Origin of the sequence: Streptomyces sp. NBC_01707 (assembly GCF_041438805.1) — a bacterium.
Classification (GTDB): Bacteria; Actinomycetota; Actinomycetes; order Streptomycetales; family Streptomycetaceae; genus Streptomyces.
On record NZ_CP109190.1, the window covers coordinates 4,254,870 to 4,274,327 of the forward strand.

A 19,458-nucleotide genomic window follows, 5' to 3' on the forward strand; every position below is an offset into this window, starting at 1 on the left:
GTCGGCCGGGGGCAGGGGCCGTGGGCGGTTCTCCTCGGGGGTGGTTTCCACGGGGCGAAGGCCCGAGGGGCGTCCCGGTACGGGGTCGGCCGGGGCAGGGGCCGTGGGCGGTTCTCCTCGGGGGTGGTTTCCACGGGGCGAAGGCCCGAGGGGCGTCCCGGTACGGGGTCGGCCGGGGGCAGGGGCCGTGGGCGGTTCTCCTCGGGGGTGGTTTCCACGGGGCGAAGGCCCGAGGGGCGTCCCGGTACGGGGTCGGCCGGGGGCAGGGGCCGTGGGCGGTTCTCCTCGGGGGTGGTTTCCACGGGGCGAACGCCCGAGGGGCGTCCCGGTACGGGGTCGGCCGGGGCAGGGGCCGTGGGCGGTTCTCCTCGGGGGTGGTTTCCACGGGGCGAACGCCCGAGGGGCGTCCCGGTACGGGGTCGGCCGGGGGCAGGGGCCGTGGGCGGTTCTCCTCGGGGGTGGTTTCCACGGGGCGAAGGCCCGAGGGCGCCACGTGGGACGACACGGGCGCGGGCCGGTACACGGGCGCAGGGCCCGTGCGGGGCTTGCGCGGGACCGACTGAACGCACGGGGGAACAGCGGGGTGCGGGCCCTGCACGCGGGTGCAGGGCCTGTGGGAGGGGCTTTCAGGCGCGGACCGGACGTCCGGGGGGAACAAGACGGGCACGGGCCGATACGCGGATGTACGGCCCGTGGGGGGCTTTCGCGGGGCGGAGACTGAGCGCCCAGGGGAACAGCCAGGCGCTCGGTCCGGTGCGCGGGGTGCAGGGGCTGTGAAGGTTTCCGTACGGCGGCTTGAGCACCCCCGGGGGAACAGCCGGGACGGGGCCCGGCGGGCGCCCGTGCGCGGTTCTAGGTGAGGCCGCCTTCCGCGTCCCGCAGATGCACGATGTCGCCTGCCGACACCGGTTCCTGCACGCCGTCGGCCGTGGACAGGATCAGGCGGCCGTCACCGTCGATCGCCACCGCCTCCCCGACGAGCGAACGGTCGCCGGGCATCTGGGCCCGCACCCTCCTGCCCAGCGTCGCGCAGCCGGCCGCGTAAGCCGCCTGCAGGCCGCTCTGCGCCGCGTCCCCGCCGGCCGCGCGCCACTCGACGTACCAGTGGTCCAGCGAGCGCAGCACGCCGCGCAGCAGCGTCTCCCGGTCGGTGGAGACCGCGTCGGCCAGGGCGAGCGAGGCCGCCGTCGGGGCGGGCAGCTCGTCCGCACGGAGGGTGACGTTGAGGCCGATGCCGATGACGACGCCGTCCCCGGCGCGCTCGGCGAGGATGCCGCCCGTCTTGCGTTCCTCGCCCTCCACGGTGACCAGCAGGTCGTTGGGCCACTTCAGTGCCGTGTCGACGCCCGCGGCCCGTGCCAGCCCGGTCGCGGTCGCCACCCCGGCGAGCAGCGGCAGCCAGCCCCACCGGTGGACCGGCACGTCGTCGCCGGGGGTCAGGTAGACGGAGAAGAAGAGGCCCGAGCGGGCGGGCGCCGTCCAGGACCGGTCGAGGCGACCACGGCCCGCGGTCTGCTCCTCGGCGACGAGAACGGTCCCCTCGGTCAGCTCCGCCGCCCGTGCCGCGAGGTCCGTGTTGGTGGACCCGGTGACGTCCACGACGTCGAGCGAGGTCCACAGCCCGCCCGGCCGCAGCAGCCCGCGGCGCAGCGCGGGGACGTTCAGGGGCGGCCGGTCCAGGTCCGACCAGCGGTTCGGTGACGCATCCGAAGGTGTCATGCAAGCCACCCTAGGTGTGGCAAACGACGCACTGCCGAACGGTATCCGCGCCGATACGCTACGGATCAGTAGCCATTCAGAACCTGATCGTCGGCTGCCGGACCGGCCGTCGTCGCGCACGCGGCCTCGCACGCAGCCGTAGAACCCACCAGTCAGTCGTCCCCGTGACCAGGCAGGGAGCCGCCACCCGATGTCCGAGCCGGAAGAGATCGACATCCACACCACCGCGGGCAAGATCGCGGACCTGCAGCGCCGTATCGACGAGGCCACGCACGCCGGCTCCGCACGCGCAGTCGAGAAGCAGCACGCCAAGGGCAAGTTGACCGCCCGCGAGCGGGTGGATCTCCTGCTCGACGAGGGTTCCTTCGTGGAGCTCGACGAGTTCGCCCGGCACCGCTCCACCAACTTCGGCATCGAGAAGAACCGCCCGTACGGAGACGGTGTCGTCACCGGCTACGGCACGGTCGACGGCCGCCCCGTCTGCGTCTACTCGCAGGACTTCACCATCTTCGGCGGGTCGCTCGGCGAGGTCTACGGTGAGAAAATCGTCAAGGTGATGGACTTCGCGCTGAAGACCGGCTGCCCGGTCATCGGCATCAACGACGGCGGCGGCGCCCGTATCCAGGAAGGGGTCGCGGCGCTCGGCCTGTTCGCCGAGATCTTCCGCCGCAACGTGCACGCCTCGGGTGTCGTCCCGCAGATCTCGCTGATCGTCGGACCGTGCGCGGGCGGCGCGGTCTACTCCCCCGCGATCACCGACTTCACGGTCATGGTCGACCAGACCTCGCACATGTTCATCACCGGTCCTGACGTCATCAAGACCGTCACCGGCGAGGACGTCGGCTTCGAGGAGCTGGGCGGAGCCCGTACGCACAACACCACCTCGGGTGTGGCGCATCACATGGCGGGTGACGAGAAGGACGCCATCGAGTACGTCAAGTCGCTGCTGTCGTACCTTCCGTCGAACAACCTCTCCGAGGCGCCCGCCTTCCCGGAGGAGGCGGATCTCGCGACGACCGACGAGGACCGTGAGCTCGACACCCTCATCCCGGACTCGGCGAACCAGCCGTACGACATGCACACCGCGATCGAGCATGTGCTCGACGACGGCGAGTTCCTGGAGACGCAGGCCCTCTTCGCGCCGAACATCATCACCGGCTTCGGGCGTGTCGAGGGGTACCCCGTCGGCATCGTCGCCAACCAGCCGATGCAGTTCGCGGGTTGTCTGGACATCAACGCGAGCGAGAAGGCCGCACGCTTCGTCCGTACCTGCGACGCCTTCAACGTGCCGGTGCTGACCTTCGTCGACGTCCCCGGCTTCCTGCCGGGCGTCGACCAGGAGTACGGCGGCATCATCCGGCGCGGAGCCAAGCTGATCTACGCGTACGCGGAGGCGACCGTCCCGCTGATCACGGTGATCACCCGCAAGGCGTTCGGCGGCGCCTACGACGTCATGGGCTCCAAGCACCTGGGCGCGGACATCAACGTCGCCTGGCCGACCGCCCAGATCGCCGTGATGGGCGCGCAGGGCGCGGTGAACATCCTGCACCGACGCACCATCGCGGCCGTCACGGACCCCGACGAGGCAGAGGCGACCCGTACCGAGCTGATCGCCGATTACGAGGACACGCTGCTCAACCCGTACGTGGCGGCCGAGCGCGGCTACGTCGACGCGGTGATCATGCCGTCCGACACCCGGGCCCACGTGGTGAAGGGCCTGCGTCAGCTGCGCACGAAGCGGGAATCACTGCCGCCGAAGAAGCACGGCAACATCCCCCTCTAGAAAGGGTCCTGACCATGATCAAGGTCGTACGGGGCAACCCGACCCCGGAGGAGCTGGCCGCCGCACTGGCGGTCGTCCAGGCGCGCGCCGCGGCGACGGCTGCCGTGTCGTCCGGCGCGCCGGCGCTGCCCGAGCAGTGGTCCGACCCCGGCCGGATCGCCCGGCGGGACCGGCCTCGGCCGGGTCCGCGGTCCTGGGCACGGACGTACTGGCCCGTCTAGCGCTCGGCGGCCCGACCCGGCCGTCCCGTTCGCACAGAGCAGGCTCGGAGGCCCGGCCCCCCCTGGGGGACCGGGCCTCCGCCGTGTCGCCACGCAGCGATCGGTCCGTACGCATCAGGGCGGCTGAGTACCCGTACTCAGGCGTCGTGACGGCGGCCGCAGCAGGATCGGGACCATGCTGTGGTCCGATCCCGAGAACAAGCCCCCCAAAGAGCTGCGCGACGCCCAGGACATGATGCGGCGCGTGTGGCTGGTGCTTGCGCTCGCCATGGTGGTCGCAATGTTCGTGCTGGGCACACGCTGAGGCGCCGCGGTCGTCCGCCCGTCCTGCGGACGCGTGGTCCCCCGCCGCGCCCGGCCCTTCTACGATGGCCGGTATGACTGATCAGCGACGTCTCGTACTCGCCTCCGCCTCACCCGCCCGCCTCAACCTGCTGCGCCAGGCCGGGTTCGCGCCGGAGGCGATCGTCAGCGGTGTGGATGAGGACGCGCTGTCCGCCCCCACACCCGCCGAGCTGGCGCTGGTGCTCGCCGAGGCCAAGGCCGCCACCGTGGCCGCCCGCCCCGCGGTCGCGGGCGCCCTGGTCATCGGGTGCGACTCGGTCCTGGAGCTCGACGGAGAGGCGCTCGGCAAGCCGGCCGACAGCGAGGAGGCGACCGCCCGCTGGAAGTCCATGCGTGGCCGGGCCGGGATCCTGCAGACCGGCCACAGCCTGATCGACACCGCGACCGGGCGCACGGTCTCCGCGACCGCGTCCACCGTCGTCCGTTTCGGCGAACCGACGGACGCCGAGATCGCCGCCTACGTCGCCTCGGGCGAGCCCCTCCATGTCGCGGGCGCCTTCACCCTGGACGGCCGCTCCGCCCCGTTCGTCGACTCCATCGAGGGCGACCACGGAAACGTCATCGGGCTCTCGCTGCCGCTGCTGCGCCGGCTCCTCGGCGAACTGGGACTCTCCGTCACCGACTTGTGGGTCTGATACCCACGAACGGGTTACGCGGGCGCCGGAGCACCCTCTTCGGCGCCGTCATCCTTCTCGTTCGGGCTACCGGTGCCGCTCCCGTTCCCGTTCCCGTACGCGACCAGCGTGAGCACGATCAGGCCGAGCACGACCATCATGAACACGAAGGCGGCCCAGCCGATCAGGCCCACCGTCAGCGCGCCCAGTACCCCGTGCACCACGGCGCAGCTGATCAGGGCGGCCCGGCCGACACGCCCGGGAGCCCGGTCGCGGATGCCGGTCAGCAGCAGGACCAGACCGCACAGCACCAGGTACAGCCCGGCGACGCCGCCCATCGCCCACGCCCCGGCGGACATGGCGGCCGGATCCAGCCCGGCGAGTGACATCTCCTGGTTGTCGACCACCGTGGCCATGATGCCGTTGACGAGCACCATGCCCGCGGCCTCCCCGAACAGCACGATCGCGGCCACGAACGCCACCGGTCTGCGCACCACGGCGCTCACCCCTTGTTACCTGTAGTAAGTGCGGTAGCGCGGACCCTACTAACGGGTAATCATTCGGACAAGGGTTCCGACCACGTTCACTCGTCCCACTCGCCCCGATGCCCTCCGCACACACTGTTTACGCACCCCGCTTGTCGCGCCCCTCGTGCGTCGGGCAAAGAAACACTCGCTCGTTAGTAGGTACTCCACAAAGAAACGCCGACAGCCACACCTCGATCGAACAGAGACCTGGACCACACCTCGTGGCTACTGTGCGGTCATGAATCCCGGCGTACCGTGGTGTCACAAGGGATTTCGCGCCTCGAGCAAGCCTCGAATCACGCTCCGTGTGGGCAAGCTCACCAATGGGGACGGGTCGTAAGGCCGTGTCGGTAGTCCCTAAACTCAGCTTGTTTCAAGGAGGGAGCCATCGTGCGCAAGGTGCTCATCGCCAACCGTGGCGAAATTGCTGTCCGTGTTGCTCGGGCGTGCCGGGATGCCGGGATCGGGAGCGTGGCGGTCTACGCGGACCCGGACCGGGACGCTCTGCATGTGCGTGCGGCCGACGAGGCATTCGCTCTGGGCGGTGACACCCCGGCCGCCAGCTACCTGGACATGGCGAAGGTGCTGCAGGCGGCCAAGGACTCGGGGGCCGACGCGGTCCACCCGGGTTACGGGTTCCTGTCGGAGAACGCCGAGTTCGCCCAGGCGGTGCTGGACGCGGGACTGACGTGGATCGGTCCGCCGCCGCAGGCGATCCGCGATCTGGGTGACAAGGTGGCCGCGCGGCACATCGCGCAGCGCGCCGGTGCCCCGCTGGTCGCCGGGACCCCGGACCCGGTGTCGGGTTCGGCGGAGGTCGTGGCGTTCGCGAAGGAGCACGGGCTGCCGATCGCGATCAAGGCCGCGTTCGGTGGTGGCGGTCGTGGGCTGAAGGTCGCGCGGACGCTGGAGGAGATCCCGGAGCTGTACGACTCCGCGGTCCGTGAGGCGGTCGCGGCGTTCGGACGCGGGGAGTGCTTCGTGGAGCGCTACCTCGACAAGCCGCGCCATGTGGAGACGCAGTGCCTGGCCGACTCCCACGGCAACGTGGTGGTCGTCTCGACCCGTGACTGCTCGCTGCAGCGCCGGCATCAGAAGCTCGTCGAGGAGGCTCCGGCGCCGTTCCTGTCCGAGGCGCAGAACGCGGAGCTGTACGCGGCCTCGAAGGCGATCCTGAAGGAAGCCGGGTACGTCGGTGCGGGAACCGTGGAGTTCCTGGTCGGCGTGGACGGCACGATCTCCTTCCTGGAGGTCAACACCCGTCTGCAGGTCGAGCACCCGGTGACCGAGGAGGTCACGGGCCTCGACCTGGTCCGCGAGATGTTCCGGATCGCGGACGGCGAGAAGCTCGGTTACGACGACCCGGCGGTGCGCGGGCACTCGTTCGAGTTCCGGATCAACGGTGAGGACCCGGGCCGCGGGTTCCTGCCCGCTCCGGGCACGGTGACCGTGTTCGCCCCGCCGACCGGCCCCGGTGTCCGCCTGGACGCGGGCGTCGAGTCGGGTTCGGTGATCGGCCCGGCGTGGGACTCGCTGCTCGCGAAGCTCGTCGTGACCGGCGCCACCCGTGAGCAGGCGCTGCAGCGGGCGGCGCGTGCGCTGGCCGAGTTCAACGTCGAGGGCATGGCCACCGCGATCCCGTTCCACCGCGCGGTCGTCGTCGACCCGGCGTTCACCAGCGACCCGTTCCGCATCCACACCCGCTGGATCGAGACCGAGTTCGTCAACGAGATCAAGCCCTTCGCCGCCCCCGCCGACGTGGAGGCGGAGGAGGAGACCGGCCGTGAGACGGTCGTCGTCGAGGTCGGCGGAAAGCGTCTCGAGGTCTCCCTGCCGTCCTCGCTGGGCATGAGCCTGGCCCGTACCGGACTCGCGGCGGGTGCCAAGCCCAAGCGGCGCGCGGCGAAGAAGAGCGGCTCCGCGGTCTCCGGCGACACCCTCGCGTCCCCGATGCAGGGCACCATCGTCAAGATCGCCGTCGAGGAGGGCCAAGAGGTCCAGGAAGGCGACCTGATCGTCGTCCTGGAGGCCATGAAGATGGAGCAGCCTCTCAACGCACACCGCGCCGGCACGGTGAAGGGACTCGCCGCCGAGGTCGGCAGTTCGATCTCGTCGGGCGCCGTCATCTGCGAGATCAAGGACTGATCCCGCACGAAGTTCCGGCGAGGCCCCTGCGCAGTCGTACCACCGACTCCGCGGGGGCCTCGGCCGTTCGGCGGCCGGGCAGGAGGAGAGGTCGTCCGGTTGCGCGATGGCATCCTGGACCCGGGGGCGGAAAAAGGGAGGACTGCGCAATGGCGATGAGCACGGCACAGACGCCGGGCCGGCCCATGCGCGCCGACGCGCGCCGCAACTACGACCGGCTGCTCGGCGAAGCCCGTACGGCGTTCGCGGAACACGGCACGGACGCGTCGCTGGAGGACATCGCGCGCCGGTCGGGCGTGGGCATCGGCACGCTGTACCGGCACTTCCCGAACCGGCACGCCCTGATGAGCGCGGTCTTCCAGGAGGCCCTGGGCACACTCCTCACCCGGTCCCACGAGTTGGCGGCGGCGGAGAATCCGTGCAGCGGTCTGGTCGAGTGGCTGGGTGCGATCATCACTCATGCGGGTGAGTACCGGGGGCTTGCGCAGGCACTCATGTCGACGTCGCGGGACGAGACTTCGGCGCTGTCCGACTGCAATGTGCCGCTGCGGGAGGCAGGGGCACGGCTGCTGGCCCGGGCGCAGGCGAGCGGCACGGTGCGGGCGGATGTGTCGATCGGTGACTTGATGCAGCTGACGAATGCGATCGCGTTGGCTGCGGAGCAGGCGCCGGAGGACCCGGCGTTGGCGGGCCGCCTGCTGACGCTGACGCTGCAGGGGCTGAAGGGGCCGCGCGCAGCCGGGGGTTGAGGCATGCCGAAGCCGGGGGTTCGCGCCCCCGACCCTCGAAGGCCCAAGGGCTGTCCCGTCATCCCTGACGGGCGCACGACGAATACTCGGCAGCTCGCCACGTTGCCGGAACGCCCGGGCACACCCGGTACGAGGACGCCCTCGCACCTTGCGACGCACCGCAGCCGTCGCCGCGCGCCGGTCCGCCAGGGATGGCGGGCCGGCCCTCAGCGGCGGCGCAGGTCCGCCACGCGGGCGCGGTCCCCCGAGGGCTGGTCCGTCAAGGACGCGGCCGCACTGCGCAGTTGCGGACCGGGGCCGCCGTGCGTGCGACGCTGGCCTGGAAGCGGCATGTCCCGGCGCGCCTGACGGCCCGGCGAGAGGGAGTCCGCCCCGGCGGGGCCCGTCCCCCCACCGGCCACCGCGATCTGTACACCCTGGTCCGCCAGGGCCTGCAGTTCGGTGGCGGCCCGGTCGTCATGGCCCGCGGGTTCGTCCGTCACCAGGCGGGTGATCAGGTCCGTCGGTACCGTCTGGAACATGGTGTCGGAGCCCAGTTTGGTGTGGTCCGCGAGGACCACCACCTCCGCGGCGGCCTGCACCAACGCCCGGTCCACGCTCGCCGAGAGCATGTTGGACGTGGACAGCCCACGCTCCGCGGTGAGCCCGCTTCCGGACAGGAACGCGCGCGACACCCGCAGACCCTGGAGCGACTGTTCCGCACCACTGCCCACCAGGGCGTAGTTGGAACCGCGCAGGGTGCCGCCGGTCATCACCACTTCCACCCGGTTGGCATGGGCCAACGCCTGGGCGACCAGCAGTGAGTTGGTGACCACGGTCAGGCCGGGGATCCGCGCGAGCCGACGGGCCAGCTCCTGCGTGGTCGTGCCGGCACCGACGACGATGGCCTCGCCCTCTTCGACGAGGCCGGCGGCCAGGTCGGCGATGGCCGTCTTCTCGGCGGTGGCGAGATGGGATTTCTGCGGAAAGCCGGACTCCCGCGTGAAACCGCCCGGCAGTACCGCACCGCCATGCCGGCGGTCGAGGAGTCCTTCTGCCTCCAGTGCCCGCACGTCCCGCCGTACGGTCACTTCGGAGGTCTGGACGACGCGGGCGAGCTCGCGGAGCGATACTGCCCCGTTGGCGCGCACCATTTCGAGGATCAACTGACGACGTTCTGCAGCGAACACGAAACTGACAGTAACGTGACCGCGCGAGGGTTTTCAGCAGTTTGCGCCGAAAAACAGAAGTTGTACACACAAGGGGCCGCCAAGTGGTATAGGCGGCCCCGTTGTTGTTCCCTACTGACCGGACATCGGCATGCCGCCCGCCTGAGTTGCCGGGGGTTGCCAGGGAATGTCGGGTTTTCTAGGCCTCGCCGGCGCGCTTCCGCGTGTGCAACTGACGTGCCACTTCTGCGATCGATCCCGACAGGGACGGATACACAGTGAAAGCGTTTGCGATCTGTTCCACCGTCAGATTGTTGTCGACCGCGATCGAGATGGGGTGGATCAGCTCGCTGGCCCTCGGTGCGACGACACAGCCGCCGACCACGATGCCCGTGCCGGGCCGACAGAGGATCTTGACGAAGCCGTCCCGGATGCCCTGCATCTTGGCGCGCGGGTTGCGCAGCAGCGGCAGCTTCACCACGCGCGCGTCGATCGCGCCCGCGTCGACGTCCGCCTGGGTGTAGCCGACGGTGGCGATCTCCGGGTCGGTGAAGACGTTCGAGGAGACCGTCTTCAGGTTCAGCGGGGCGACCGCGTCACCGAGGAAGTGGTACATCGCGATCCGGCCCTGCATCGCGGCGACCGAGGCGAGCGCGAAGATGCCGGTGACGTCACCGGCCGCGTACACGCCGGGGGCGCTGGTGCGGGAGACCTTGTCGGTCCAGATGTGGCCGGACTCCTTGAGCCGGACCCCGGCCTCCTCCAGGCCCATCCCCGCGCTGTTCGGGATCGCGCCGACCGCCATCAGACAGTGCGAACCGGTGATGACGCGGCCGTCGGAGAGCGTGACCTCGACCCGGTCGCCGACCCTCTTCGCCGCCTGGGCGCGCGAGCGGGCCATGACGTTCATGCCACGGCGCCGGAAGACGTCCTCCAGCACGGCGGCCGCGTCCGGGTCCTCGCCGGGCAGCACCCGGTCGCGGGACGAGACGAGGGTGACGCGCGAGCCCAGCGCCTGGTAGGCGCCGGCGAACTCGGCACCGGTGACACCGGAGCCGACCACGATGAGCTCCTCGGGGAGCTCGTCGAGGTCGTAGACCTGGGTCCAGTTCAGAATGCGCTCGCCGTCGGGGAGCGCGTCCGGGATCTCCCGGGGGTGACCGCCGGTCGCGATCAGCACGGCGTCGGCGGTGAGCGTCTCCTCCGTGCCGTCGGCCGCGGTCACCACGACCTTGCGGGAGCCGTCGGCGGCCTGGAGGCCTTCCAGCCTGCCCCGGCCGCGCATCACGCGTGCACCCGCACGGGTGACGGAGGCGGTGATGTCGTGGGACTGGGCGAGCGCCAGGCGCTTCACGCGTCGGTTGACCTTGCCGAGGTCGACACCGACCACCCGCGCCGCCTGCTCGATGTGCGGCGTGTCGTCGGCGACGATGATCCCCAACTCCTCGTACGAAGAGTCGAAGGTGGTCATCACCTCTGCCGTCGCGATCAGGGTCTTCGAGGGCACGCAGTCGGTGAGCACCGACGCGCCGCCGAGGCCGTCGCAGTCGACGACGGTCACCTCCGCGCCGAGCTGGGCGCCCACCAATGCCGCCTCGTACCCGCCGGGTCCGCCGCCGATGATCACGATCCGGGTCACGAAAAGTCCGCCTCGCGTATGTCATCCCGCGGCCGTCTGCCGCCCCGGCCGGGGGTCCGGGGGATCACCCCGGGGGAATGCAGTACGTACTCCATTGTCCCGCACGCGCCAAGATGCTTCGCCCCGGGGCCCTCCATACGGGACAGGGACCCCCGGACGAGCCGGCGGCGGAGCCCTCGGCCCGGCCTCCGGCACGACCCTCGCCAGGGTCTTCGTCACAGGAATCGCCGCTCGCCGGGCCACCTCCCGTACCCTCGATCCCATGTCGCTCTACGCCGCGTACGCCGGCAACCTCGACGCGCGGCTGATGACCCGCCGCGCACCGCATTCCCCGCTGCGCGGCACCGGCTGGCTCAACGGCTGGCGGCTGACCTTCGGCGGGGAGCAGATGGGCTGGGAAGGCGCGCTGGCCACAGTGGTGGAGGCGCCGCGTTCGCAGGTCTTCGTGGCGCTGTACGACCTGGCGCCGATGGACGAGGACTCCATGGACCGGTGGGAGGGTGTCGGCCTCGACATCTACCGGCGGATGCGGGTGCGGGTGCACACCCTGGACGGCGAGGAGCCGGCCTGGATGTACGTGCTGAACGCGTACGAGGGCGGACTGCCGTCCGCCCGGTACCTGGGCGAGCTGGCGGACGCCGCCGAGTCGGCGGGCGCGCCGCACGACTACGTGATGGAGCTGCGCAAGCGCCCCTGCTGAGCAGCACACTTCCCGACGTTTTGTGCGAAAGCACGAAGAGGCGTGTGCAGACTCTCCGCATAGGCATCTACGCGCGTAGGGATTCACCGGCTACGCTCATCCGCGTGAACGCATCTGTTATTCCGGACAACATCCAGGGCGACCCGCACGCCGCCGCCGCCGACGCCGCCGCCCGACTGCGCGAGCTGACCGGCGCCGAGACCCACGACGTCGCGCTCGTGATGGGTTCCGGCTGGGCACCTGCGGGCGACGCGCTCGGCGCGCCCGAGGCCGAGTTCCCGGTGACCGCACTGCCCGGCTTCCCGGCGCCGGCCGTCGAGGGCCACGGCGGCACGATCCGCTCGTACCGGATCGGCGACAAGCGCGCCCTGGTCTTCCTCGGCCGCACGCACTTCTACGAGGGCCGCGGCGTCGCCGCCGTCGCACACGGCGTCCGTACCGCCGTCGCCGCGGGCTGCAAGACCGTCGTCCTGACGAACGGCTGCGGCGGTCTGCGCGAGGGCATGCGCCCCGGACAGCCCGTCCTGATCAGCGACCACATCAACCTCACCGCGGCCTCGCCGATCATCGGCGCCAACTTCGTCGACCTGACCGACCTGTACTCGCCGCGGCTGCGCGCCCTGTGCAAGGAGATCGACGAGACGCTCGAAGAAGGCGTGTACGTGCAGTTCCCCGGACCGCACTACGAGACTCCGGCCGAGATCAACATGGTGCGGGTCATGGGTGGTGACCTGGTGGGCATGTCGACCGTGCTCGAAGCGATCGCCGCGCGGGAGGCGGGGGCCGAGGTGCTGGGTATTTCGCTCGTCACGAATCTGGCTGCCGGGTTGAGCGGGGAGCCGCTGAACCATGAAGAGGTGCTGCAGGCGGGACGCGACTCGGCGACCCGGATGGGGTCGTTGCTGGCGCGGGTGCTCGACCGTATCTGAGCGGGCGTCGCACCGGCGGCGGGCGGTTTCCCCGACCCGCCCCTTCCCGAACCGGGGTTCGACCCCGGACCCCGCGCCTCGAACGCCGGCGAGGCCGAAGAATTGGCCCCTCCGGCGATTGAGGGACGGGGGTCCGGGGGCAGCTCCCCCGTAACCCACCCCACCCCCGAAAGGCGGACACCGTGCAGCAGGACCTCATCACGCAGGCCAGGACCTGGCTCGCCGAGGACCCCGACCCCGAGACCCGCGACGAGCTCGCCAAGCTCATCGACGCCGAGGACCTCGACGCGCTCGCCGCACGGTTCGCCGGCACGCTGCAGTTCGGTACCGCCGGGCTCCGTGGCGAGCTGGGAGCCGGGCCGATGCGGATGAACCGGTCCGTCGTCATCCGCGCCGCCGCCGGGCTCGCCGCCTATCTGAAGGCGCAGGGCCGGACCGGCGGCCTGGTCGTCATCGGGTACGACGCCCGCTACAAGTCCGCCGACTTCGCCCGCGACACCGCGGCCGTGATGACGGGCGCGGGCCTGCGGGCGGCGGTCCTCCCCCGCCCGCTGCCCACCCCCGTCCTGGCGTACGCCATAAGGCATCTGGGTGCCGTCGCCGGCGTCGAGGTGACCGCCAGTCACAACCCGCCGCGCGACAACGGCTACAAGGTCTACCTCGGCGACGGCTCGCAGATCGTGCCCCCGGCCGACGGCGAGATCGCCGACGCGATCGCCGCGGTCGGCCCGCTGGCCGGCGTCGACCGCCCGGAGAACGGCTGGGAGATCCTGGGCGACGAGGTCCTGGACGCCTATCTGGCGCGTACGGACGCGGTCCTCGCCGCCGGGTCCCCGCGCACCGCCCGGACGGTGTACACGGCGATGCACGGCGTCGGCACGTCCGTCCTGACCGCGGCCTTCGCCCGTGCCGGCTTCCCCGCCCCGGTACTCGTCACCGAGCAGGCGGAGCCCGACCCGGCGTTTCCCACCGTCGCCTTCCCCAACCCGGAGGAGCCCGGCGCGATGGACCTCGCCTTCGCCACCGCCCGGCGCGCGAACCCGGACCTCGTCATCGCCAACGACCCGGACGCCGACCGCTGCGCCGTGGCCGTGCCGGACGCCACCGCGGACGGCGGCTGGCGCATGCTGCGCGGCGACGAGGTCGGCGCGCTGCTCGCGGCGCATCTGGTCGCCCGGGGTGCCACCGGCGTCTTCGCCGAGTCGATCGTGTCGTCGTCGCTGCTCGGCCGGATCGCCGAGAAGGCGGGCAACGGCTACGAGGAGACGCTGACCGGCTTCAAGTGGATCGCCCGCGTCGACGGCCTGCGGTACGGGTACGAGGAGGCGCTCGGCTACTGCGTCGACCCGGACGGCGTGCGCGACAAGGACGGCATCACGGCCGCTCTGCTCGCCGCCGAGCTGGCCTCCGGGCTCAAGGAGCAGGGCCGTACGCTCCTCGATCTCCTCGACGACATCGCGGTCGAGCACGGGCTGCACGCCACCGACCAGCTGTCGGTCCGGGTGGAGGACCTGTCGGTCATCGCGGACGCCATGCGGCGGCTGCGCGACACCCCGCCGACCGCACTCGCGGGCCTCGCCGTCACCTCGGCCGAGGACCTGTCGGAAGGGACGGAGCAGCTGCCGCCCACCGACGGGCTGCGCTACCACCTCGAGGGTGCCCGGGTGATCGTCCGCCCGAGCGGTACCGAGCCGAAGCTGAAGTGCTACCTGGAGGTCGTGGTGCCGGTCGCTTCGGCGGGCGAGCTCCCCGCCGCCCGTGCGAAGGGCGCCGAACTGCTCGCCGGGATCAAGCGGGATCTGTCGGCGGCCGCGGGGATCTGAGCGGGTCGGACACCGGCTTCACGCATCGGGTACGTGAGGCCGGCGCCCGGTCCCGCGCAGGACCGGAGCGTCAGGTCTCCCCGGCAGAGGCCGCAGGCGGTGGCCGGGGGTGCGGTGGCGGGCGCGGACCTCGTGGCGCAGGACCTGGCGCGGGGTCTCCATCGTGACCACGGTGCCCCCCGGCACCGTCGCGAACTGCGGGAATCCGCAGATGTCATGGCCGACGGCGACGGCCGTACGCATCTCGTGGCCGTCCGCGGCGCCGAGGCCGGGTCCCGTCCACCGGACCGCGGCGTGTACCCGGCCCAGTCCGTTCGCGGACGGCGCCGGCCGGAAATCAAGTCGGTTCGAGTGCATGCAACACCTCCATGTCCGCGAGGAGTTGGGGAGGCCGAGGCCGGAGCGCGGCAGCAGCCGCGCGACCTGCCCCCTCAGCCGGTCGCGAACAGCACGACGAGCGCCACCGCACCCACGACCGCCGGCGCGATCACCTCGTACGCCCACCGGACGACAACCGTCCCGGAGCCGTCGGCGCCGCCGTCCCCCGCCCGCTCGGCCAACTCCCGCATCTCCCGCACGCTCTGGTCGGCCGCGGCGGTCCGCGACTTCGCGTCGCGCACATCCGCGTGCACGGACGTCCGCCGGTACGGATCGTCCTGCGCCTTCTGCGTCTGCTGCCGCGCCGCCTTCTTCCGCTGCCGCAGCGACACCGGCACCGCCCACAACTGGAACTTCGCGCCGTCCTGCGTGAACAGTTCGCTGGAGTACCCGGCCCGCACATCCGCGACCGCCGTCCACGGCGCCGTGATCGTACGGAACGGGTTACGGATCCGGATGCGCCGGTCGTTCACGAGCACCACCGGCCGCAGCGTGAACGCCACGATCAACGGCACGGCCGTCAGCAGTCCGGCGAGCGCCAGCCACGGCACCCGGCCGGTGCCCCGGTACACGGCGTCGCCGCCGATCCACCCGACGAGCAGGAGCAGCAGCACACCGCCCACCAGCCCGGCGGGCGACCGGAACGTCCGGTCGGCGTAGGTCGGCTCGGCTGGGGGCGTGGGGCTCGTCATGGGCCCGATTCTGCCTGATGCGCGGGGGGCCCGCCGGAGCGGCCACCCACCAACCGGCCCGGCACCCTCGCAAACCCGGAATGCGGGTCCCCCTGTACAGGCCGCTACGCGCGTAGATATGCTCATCTGGTGACCATGCCCACCACTGCACCCTCCACCACGGCCGAACGCGTGGGAGGTACCCCCCTCTCCGACGCGACCGCGTCCGACAGCGCCCTGCGCCGCTTCCTGCACGGGCTGCCCGGCGTCGACGCCGTCGGCCTCGAAGCGCGCGCCGCGTCCCTCGGCACCCGTTCGATCAAGACGACGGCCAAGGCGTACGCGATCGACCTCGCCATCTCGATGATCGACCTGACGACGCTCGAAGGCGCGGACACCCCGGGCAAGGTCCGGGCTCTCGCCGCCAAGGCCGTCAACCCCGACCCGACCGACCGCACGACCCCGCGCACCGCCGCGGTCTGCGTCTACCCCGACATGGCGGCGACGGCCGCCGTCGCGCTGGCCGGTTCCGGCGTGAAGGTGGCGTCCGTCGCGACGGCCTTCCCGGCCGGGCGTGCGGCGCTCGACATCAAGCTCGCGGACGTCCGCGACGCCGTGGCCGCCGGGGCCGACGAGATCGACATGGTGATCGACCGGGGCGCGTTCCTCTCCGGCCGTTATCTCAAGGTGTACGAGGAGATCCTCGCCGTGAAGGCCGAGTGCGCCCGTGCCGACGGCACCGACGCCCGCCTCAAGGTCATCTTCGAGACCGGCGAGCTGTCCACGTACGACAACATCCGCCGCGCGTCCTGGCTCGGGATGCTGGCGGGCGCGGACTTCATCAAGACGTCGACCGGCAAGGTCGGGACGAACGCCACGCCCGCGAACACGCTGCTCATGCTGGAGGCCGTGCGCGACTTCCGGGAGCAGACCGGTGTGCAGATCGGCGTGAAGCCGGCCGGCGGCATCCGCACCTCGAAGGACGCGATCAAGTTCCTCGTCCTGGTCAACGAGACCGTCGGCGAGGACTGGCTGGACAACCACTGGTTCCGCTTCGGCGCCTCCAGCCTGCTGAACGACCTGCTGATGCAGCGTCAGAAGCTCAGCACCGGCCGTTACTCCGGCCCCGATTACGTGACGGTGGACTGATCCCCATGGCATCTGCATTCGAGTACGCACCCGCCCCCGAGTCGCGGTCGGTCGTCGACATCGCTCCCTCGTACGGGCTGTTCATCGACGGTGAGTTCACCGACGCTGCTGACGGCAAGGTCTTCAAGACGGTCTCCCCGTCGTCCGAGGAGGTCCTCTCCGAGGTCGCGCAGGCCGGCGCCGCGGATGTCGACCGGGCCGTGAAGGCGGCCCGCAAGGCGTTCGAGAAGTGGTCGGCGCTGCCCGGCTCCGAGCGCGCCAAGTACCTCTTCCGGATCGCCCGGATCATCCAGGAGCGCAGCCGCGAGCTCGCCGTCCTCGAGACCCTCGACAACGGCAAGCCGATCAAGGAGACCCGCGACGCGGACCTTCCGCTGGTCGCGGCGCACTTCTTCTACTACGCGGGCTGGGCCGACAAGCTCGACCACGCCGGCTACGGCCCGAACCCCCGGCCGCTCGGCGTCGCGGGCCAGGTCATCCCGTGGAACTTCCCGCTGCTGATGCTGGCCTGGAAGATCGCCCCGGCTCTCGCCACCGGCAACACGGTGGTCCTGAAGCCCGCAGAGACGACCCCGCTCTCCGCGCTGTTCTTCGCCGACATCTGCCGCCAGGCGGGCCTGCCCAAGGGTGTCGTGAACATCCTCACCGGGTACGGGGACGCGGGCGCGGCCCTCGTCGAGCACCCTGACGTCGACAAGGTCGCCTTCACCGGCTCGACCGCGGTCGGCAAGGCCATCGCCCGCCAGGTCGCGGGCACCGACAAGAAGGTCACCCTGGAGCTGGGCGGCAAGGGCGCGAACATCGTCTTCGACGACGCCCCGATCGACCAGGCCGTCGAGGGCATCGTCACCGGCATCTTCTTCAACCAGGGCCAGGTCTGCTGCGCGGGCTCGCGCCTCCTCGTCCAGGAGTCGATCCAGGACGAACTGCTGGACTCCCTGAAGCGCCGGCTGTCCACGCTGCGCCTCGGCGACCCGCTGGACAAGAACACCGATATCGGCGCGATCAACTCCCAGGAGCAGCTCTCCCGGATCACGGCGCTGGTGGAGACGGGCGAGGCGGAGGGCGCCGATCGCTGGTCCGCCCCCTGTGACCTCCCGTCGTCCGGCTACTGGTTCGCCCCGACGCTGTTCACGAACGTCACCCAGGCGCACACCATCGCCCGCGACGAGATCTTCGGCCCGGTGCTGTCCGTGCTGTCGTTCCGCACGCCGGACGAGGCGGTCGCCAAGGCCAACAACAGCCAGTACGGCCTGTCGGCCGGCATCTGGACGGAGAAGGGCTCCCGCATCCTCGCGGTGGCGAACAAGCTCCGGGCGGGCGTCGTCTGGGCCAACACGTTCAACAAGTTCGACCCGACCTCGCCGTTCGGCGGCTACAAGGAGTCGGGCTTCGGCCGTGAAGGCGGCCGTCACGGCCTGGAGGCGTACCTCGCCCCGTCGAGCCCGGAGGGCGAGCGTTGATGAATGCAGTTGAGCACACTGACCGACTGAGCGTCTTCAAGACCTACAAGCTGTACGTCGGGGGCAAGTTCCCCCGCTCCGAGAGCGGCCGGGTGTACGAGGTGACGGACTCCAAGGGCAAGTGGCTGGCGAACGCGCCTCAGTCGTCCCGCAAGGACGCGCGTGACGCGGTCGTGGCCGCCCGCAAGGCGTTCGGCGGATGGTCGGGCGCGACGGCGTACAACCGCGGCCAGATCCTCTACCGCATCGCGGAGATGCTGGAGGGCCGCAGGGGCCAGTTCGTACGCGAAGTGGCGGACGCGGAGGGGCTGTCGAAGTCCAAGGCGGCTGCCGTCGTGGACGCGGCCGTCGACCGCTGGGTCTGGTATGCGGGGTGGACCGACAAGATCGGCCAGATCGTGGGCGGGGCGAACCCGGTCGCGGGCCCCTTCTTCAACCTGTCCACGCCCGAGCCGACCGGCGTGGTCGCGGTCGTGGCCCCGCAGGCGTCGTCGTTCCTGGGCCTGGTCTCGGTCGTCGCCCCGGTGATCGCCACCGGCAACACGGCCGTCGTCATCGCGTCCGCCGACGCGCCGCTGCCGGCGCTGTCCCTGGGCGAGGTGCTGGCCACCTCCGACCTGCCGGGCGGTGTGGTGAACATCCTGTCCGGGAGGACGGCGGAGCTCGCGGCCCCGCTCGCGGCCCACCAGGACGTCAACGCGATCGACCTGACCGGCGCCGACGCCGAACTGGCGAAGGAACTGGAGATCGCGGCGGCGGACAACCTGAAGCGAGTTCTCCGCCCGCCCGCCTCCCGTCCACAGGCTGTGGACGGAGACTGGTCGGCCGACCCGGGCACCCACCGCCTGACGGCCTTCCTGGAGACCAAGACGGTCTGGCACCCCACGGGTGCGCTCGGCGTCTCCGGTTCCTCCTACTGACCGACGCGGCTGCGGCCCGCCCCTCCGGAACACCATGGAGGGGCGGGCCGCAGCCCTGTGCGCCGGGATCAGCCGTGCAGCAGCCCGGCGACCTGCCCCACCACCGGCAGGTCCTTCAGTGCACCGCCGCTGGTCAGCGGATCGGTGACGACGCCCGTGGAGACCGGCTTGAAGTCGGCGACCTGCGTGCCCACCCCGTTCGCCAGCGGGTCGACGCCCGTGTTGGCCAGCGGGTCGAGCTGCAACTGCGTGAGGGGCGAGACCGCGTGCCCGAACGCACCGGTCGCGCCGCCGACCGCATCGAGGCTGCTGTCGGCGCCCGAGGCCGGTGCGACGGGCAGCGGCGCAGCCTGTGCCGCCGCACCCCCCGCACCGAGCGCGGCGCCCACCGCGGTGACGGTCAGACCCGCGCGCAGCAGCGCACGACGCCGGGACCTGGAAAGTGCATGACGTGCCATGGAGTTCCCACCTGATCGAACCGATCGAGTAATCATCTGGGTACGTAGCGTAATTGAGGTGTGATGCTGGATACCAA

The 19,458-nt window shown here is 71.3% G+C and carries 19 protein-coding genes; 12 read left to right on the forward strand and 7 right to left on the reverse strand.

Annotated features, from left to right (window positions below; all coding sequences use genetic code 11):
* Positions 1–852 precede the first annotated feature (852 nt).
* Positions 853–1,719, reverse strand: a complete 867-nt coding sequence (locus OG963_RS19010) for a biotin--[acetyl-CoA-carboxylase] ligase (RefSeq protein ID WP_093773054.1) — start codon at positions 1,717–1,719, stop codon at positions 853–855.
* A 190-nt stretch (positions 1,720–1,909) separates the two neighbouring features.
* On the opposite strand from OG963_RS19010, the gene OG963_RS19015 reads away from it, so the two are divergent.
* The 4 genes from OG963_RS19015 (at position 1,910) to OG963_RS19030 (ending at position 4,703) form a co-directional block, all read left to right on the forward strand.
* Positions 1,910–3,502 carry an acyl-CoA carboxylase subunit beta gene (locus OG963_RS19015; RefSeq protein WP_093773056.1) on the forward strand — a complete coding sequence of 531 codons (1,593 nt, stop codon included), beginning with the start codon at positions 1,910–1,912 and terminating at the stop codon, positions 3,500–3,502.
* 14 nt (positions 3,503–3,516) lie between these two features.
* Positions 3,517–3,723, forward strand: a complete 207-nt coding sequence (locus OG963_RS19020; protein WP_030914697.1) for an acyl-CoA carboxylase epsilon subunit — start codon at positions 3,517–3,519, stop codon at positions 3,721–3,723.
* A gap of 175 nt (positions 3,724–3,898) precedes the next feature.
* Entirely contained in the window at positions 3,899–4,027 is a 129-nt protein-coding gene (gene mmpB / locus OG963_RS19025; protein WP_093773058.1) for a morphogenic membrane protein MmpB, read from the forward strand.
* A 64-nt stretch (positions 4,028–4,091) separates the two neighbouring features.
* The gene (locus OG963_RS19030) at positions 4,092–4,703 is read left to right on the forward strand and encodes a nucleoside triphosphate pyrophosphatase (protein ID WP_030914694.1); all 612 of its coding nucleotides are present in this window, start codon (positions 4,092–4,094) and stop codon (positions 4,701–4,703) included.
* Between the two features lie 14 nt (positions 4,704–4,717).
* Here OG963_RS19030 and OG963_RS19035 read toward each other — a convergent pair whose 3' ends face one another.
* On the reverse strand, positions 4,718–5,188 hold the full coding sequence (locus tag OG963_RS19035; RefSeq protein ID WP_256223852.1) for a hypothetical protein: 471 nt from the start codon (positions 5,186–5,188) through the stop codon (positions 4,718–4,720).
* A gap of 411 nt (positions 5,189–5,599) precedes the next feature.
* On the opposite strand from OG963_RS19035, the gene OG963_RS19040 reads away from it, so the two are divergent.
* Positions 5,600–7,354: a biotin carboxylase N-terminal domain-containing protein gene (locus tag OG963_RS19040; RefSeq protein ID WP_093773060.1), complete on the forward strand. Its 1,755-nt coding sequence runs from the start codon at positions 5,600–5,602 to the stop codon at positions 7,352–7,354.
* Positions 7,355–7,503: 149 nt separating this feature from the next.
* Positions 7,504–8,103, forward strand: coding sequence for a TetR/AcrR family transcriptional regulator (locus OG963_RS19045; protein WP_030914684.1), 600 nt, complete (start codon positions 7,504–7,506; stop codon positions 8,101–8,103).
* 206 nt (positions 8,104–8,309) lie between these two features.
* On the opposite strand, the gene OG963_RS19050 is transcribed toward OG963_RS19045, so the two are convergent.
* Together OG963_RS19050 and OG963_RS19055 are read right to left on the reverse strand one after the other, a co-directional pair.
* Positions 8,310–9,272 (reverse strand): DeoR/GlpR family DNA-binding transcription regulator, encoded by a 963-nt coding sequence (locus OG963_RS19050; RefSeq protein ID WP_093773062.1) that lies wholly within the window; start codon positions 9,270–9,272, stop codon positions 8,310–8,312.
* Between the two features lie 178 nt (positions 9,273–9,450).
* Complete coding sequence (locus OG963_RS19055; protein ID WP_093773064.1) at positions 9,451–10,890, reverse strand: NAD(P)H-quinone dehydrogenase; 1,440 nt, start codon at positions 10,888–10,890, stop codon at positions 9,451–9,453.
* 262 nt (positions 10,891–11,152) lie between these two features.
* Between OG963_RS19055 and OG963_RS19060 the strand changes: the two genes are divergently transcribed.
* The 3 genes from OG963_RS19060 to OG963_RS19070 all read left to right on the forward strand — a co-directional run bounded on the left by OG963_RS19060 (position 11,153) and on the right by OG963_RS19070 (position 14,342).
* Positions 11,153–11,590, forward strand: a complete 438-nt coding sequence (locus OG963_RS19060) for a gamma-glutamylcyclotransferase (protein ID WP_030914674.1) — start codon at positions 11,153–11,155, stop codon at positions 11,588–11,590.
* Between the two features lie 104 nt (positions 11,591–11,694).
* A complete protein-coding gene (locus OG963_RS19065; protein WP_093773066.1) occupies positions 11,695–12,519 on the forward strand; it encodes a purine-nucleoside phosphorylase in 825 nt (274 codons plus the stop codon).
* A gap of 182 nt (positions 12,520–12,701) precedes the next feature.
* Positions 12,702–14,342: a phospho-sugar mutase gene (locus OG963_RS19070; RefSeq protein ID WP_093773068.1), complete on the forward strand. Its 1,641-nt coding sequence runs from the start codon at positions 12,702–12,704 to the stop codon at positions 14,340–14,342.
* Between the two features lie 18 nt (positions 14,343–14,360).
* On the opposite strand, the gene OG963_RS19075 is transcribed toward OG963_RS19070, so the two are convergent.
* Both OG963_RS19075 and OG963_RS19080 read right to left on the reverse strand, forming a co-directional pair.
* Positions 14,361–14,699 (reverse strand): hypothetical protein, encoded by a 339-nt coding sequence (locus tag OG963_RS19075; RefSeq protein WP_371799270.1) that lies wholly within the window; start codon positions 14,697–14,699, stop codon positions 14,361–14,363.
* 74 nt (positions 14,700–14,773) lie between these two features.
* Complete coding sequence (locus tag OG963_RS19080) at positions 14,774–15,412, reverse strand: PH domain-containing protein (protein ID WP_093773072.1); 639 nt, start codon at positions 15,410–15,412, stop codon at positions 14,774–14,776.
* A gap of 135 nt (positions 15,413–15,547) precedes the next feature.
* On the opposite strand from OG963_RS19080, the gene deoC reads away from it, so the two are divergent.
* Genes deoC through OG963_RS19095 form a run of 3 tightly spaced genes read left to right on the forward strand, consistent with a single transcriptional unit; the run spans position 15,548 to position 18,923 of the window.
* Positions 15,548–16,540 (forward strand): deoxyribose-phosphate aldolase, encoded by a 993-nt coding sequence (gene deoC, locus OG963_RS19085; protein WP_030914659.1) that lies wholly within the window; start codon positions 15,548–15,550, stop codon positions 16,538–16,540.
* Between the two features lie 5 nt (positions 16,541–16,545).
* Positions 16,546–18,003 (forward strand): aldehyde dehydrogenase family protein, encoded by a 1,458-nt coding sequence (locus OG963_RS19090; RefSeq protein WP_030914657.1) that lies wholly within the window; start codon positions 16,546–16,548, stop codon positions 18,001–18,003.
* On the forward strand, positions 18,003–18,923 hold the full coding sequence (locus OG963_RS19095) for an aldehyde dehydrogenase family protein (protein WP_093773074.1): 921 nt from the start codon (positions 18,003–18,005) through the stop codon (positions 18,921–18,923). The genes OG963_RS19090 and OG963_RS19095 overlap by 1 nt, the downstream gene beginning before the upstream one ends.
* Before the next feature lie 68 nt (positions 18,924–18,991).
* Here the strand turns inward: OG963_RS19095 and OG963_RS19100 are convergent, their stop codons facing one another.
* Complete coding sequence (locus OG963_RS19100) at positions 18,992–19,381, reverse strand: hypothetical protein (protein ID WP_030914651.1); 390 nt, start codon at positions 19,379–19,381, stop codon at positions 18,992–18,994.
* Positions 19,382–19,458 lie beyond the last annotated feature (77 nt).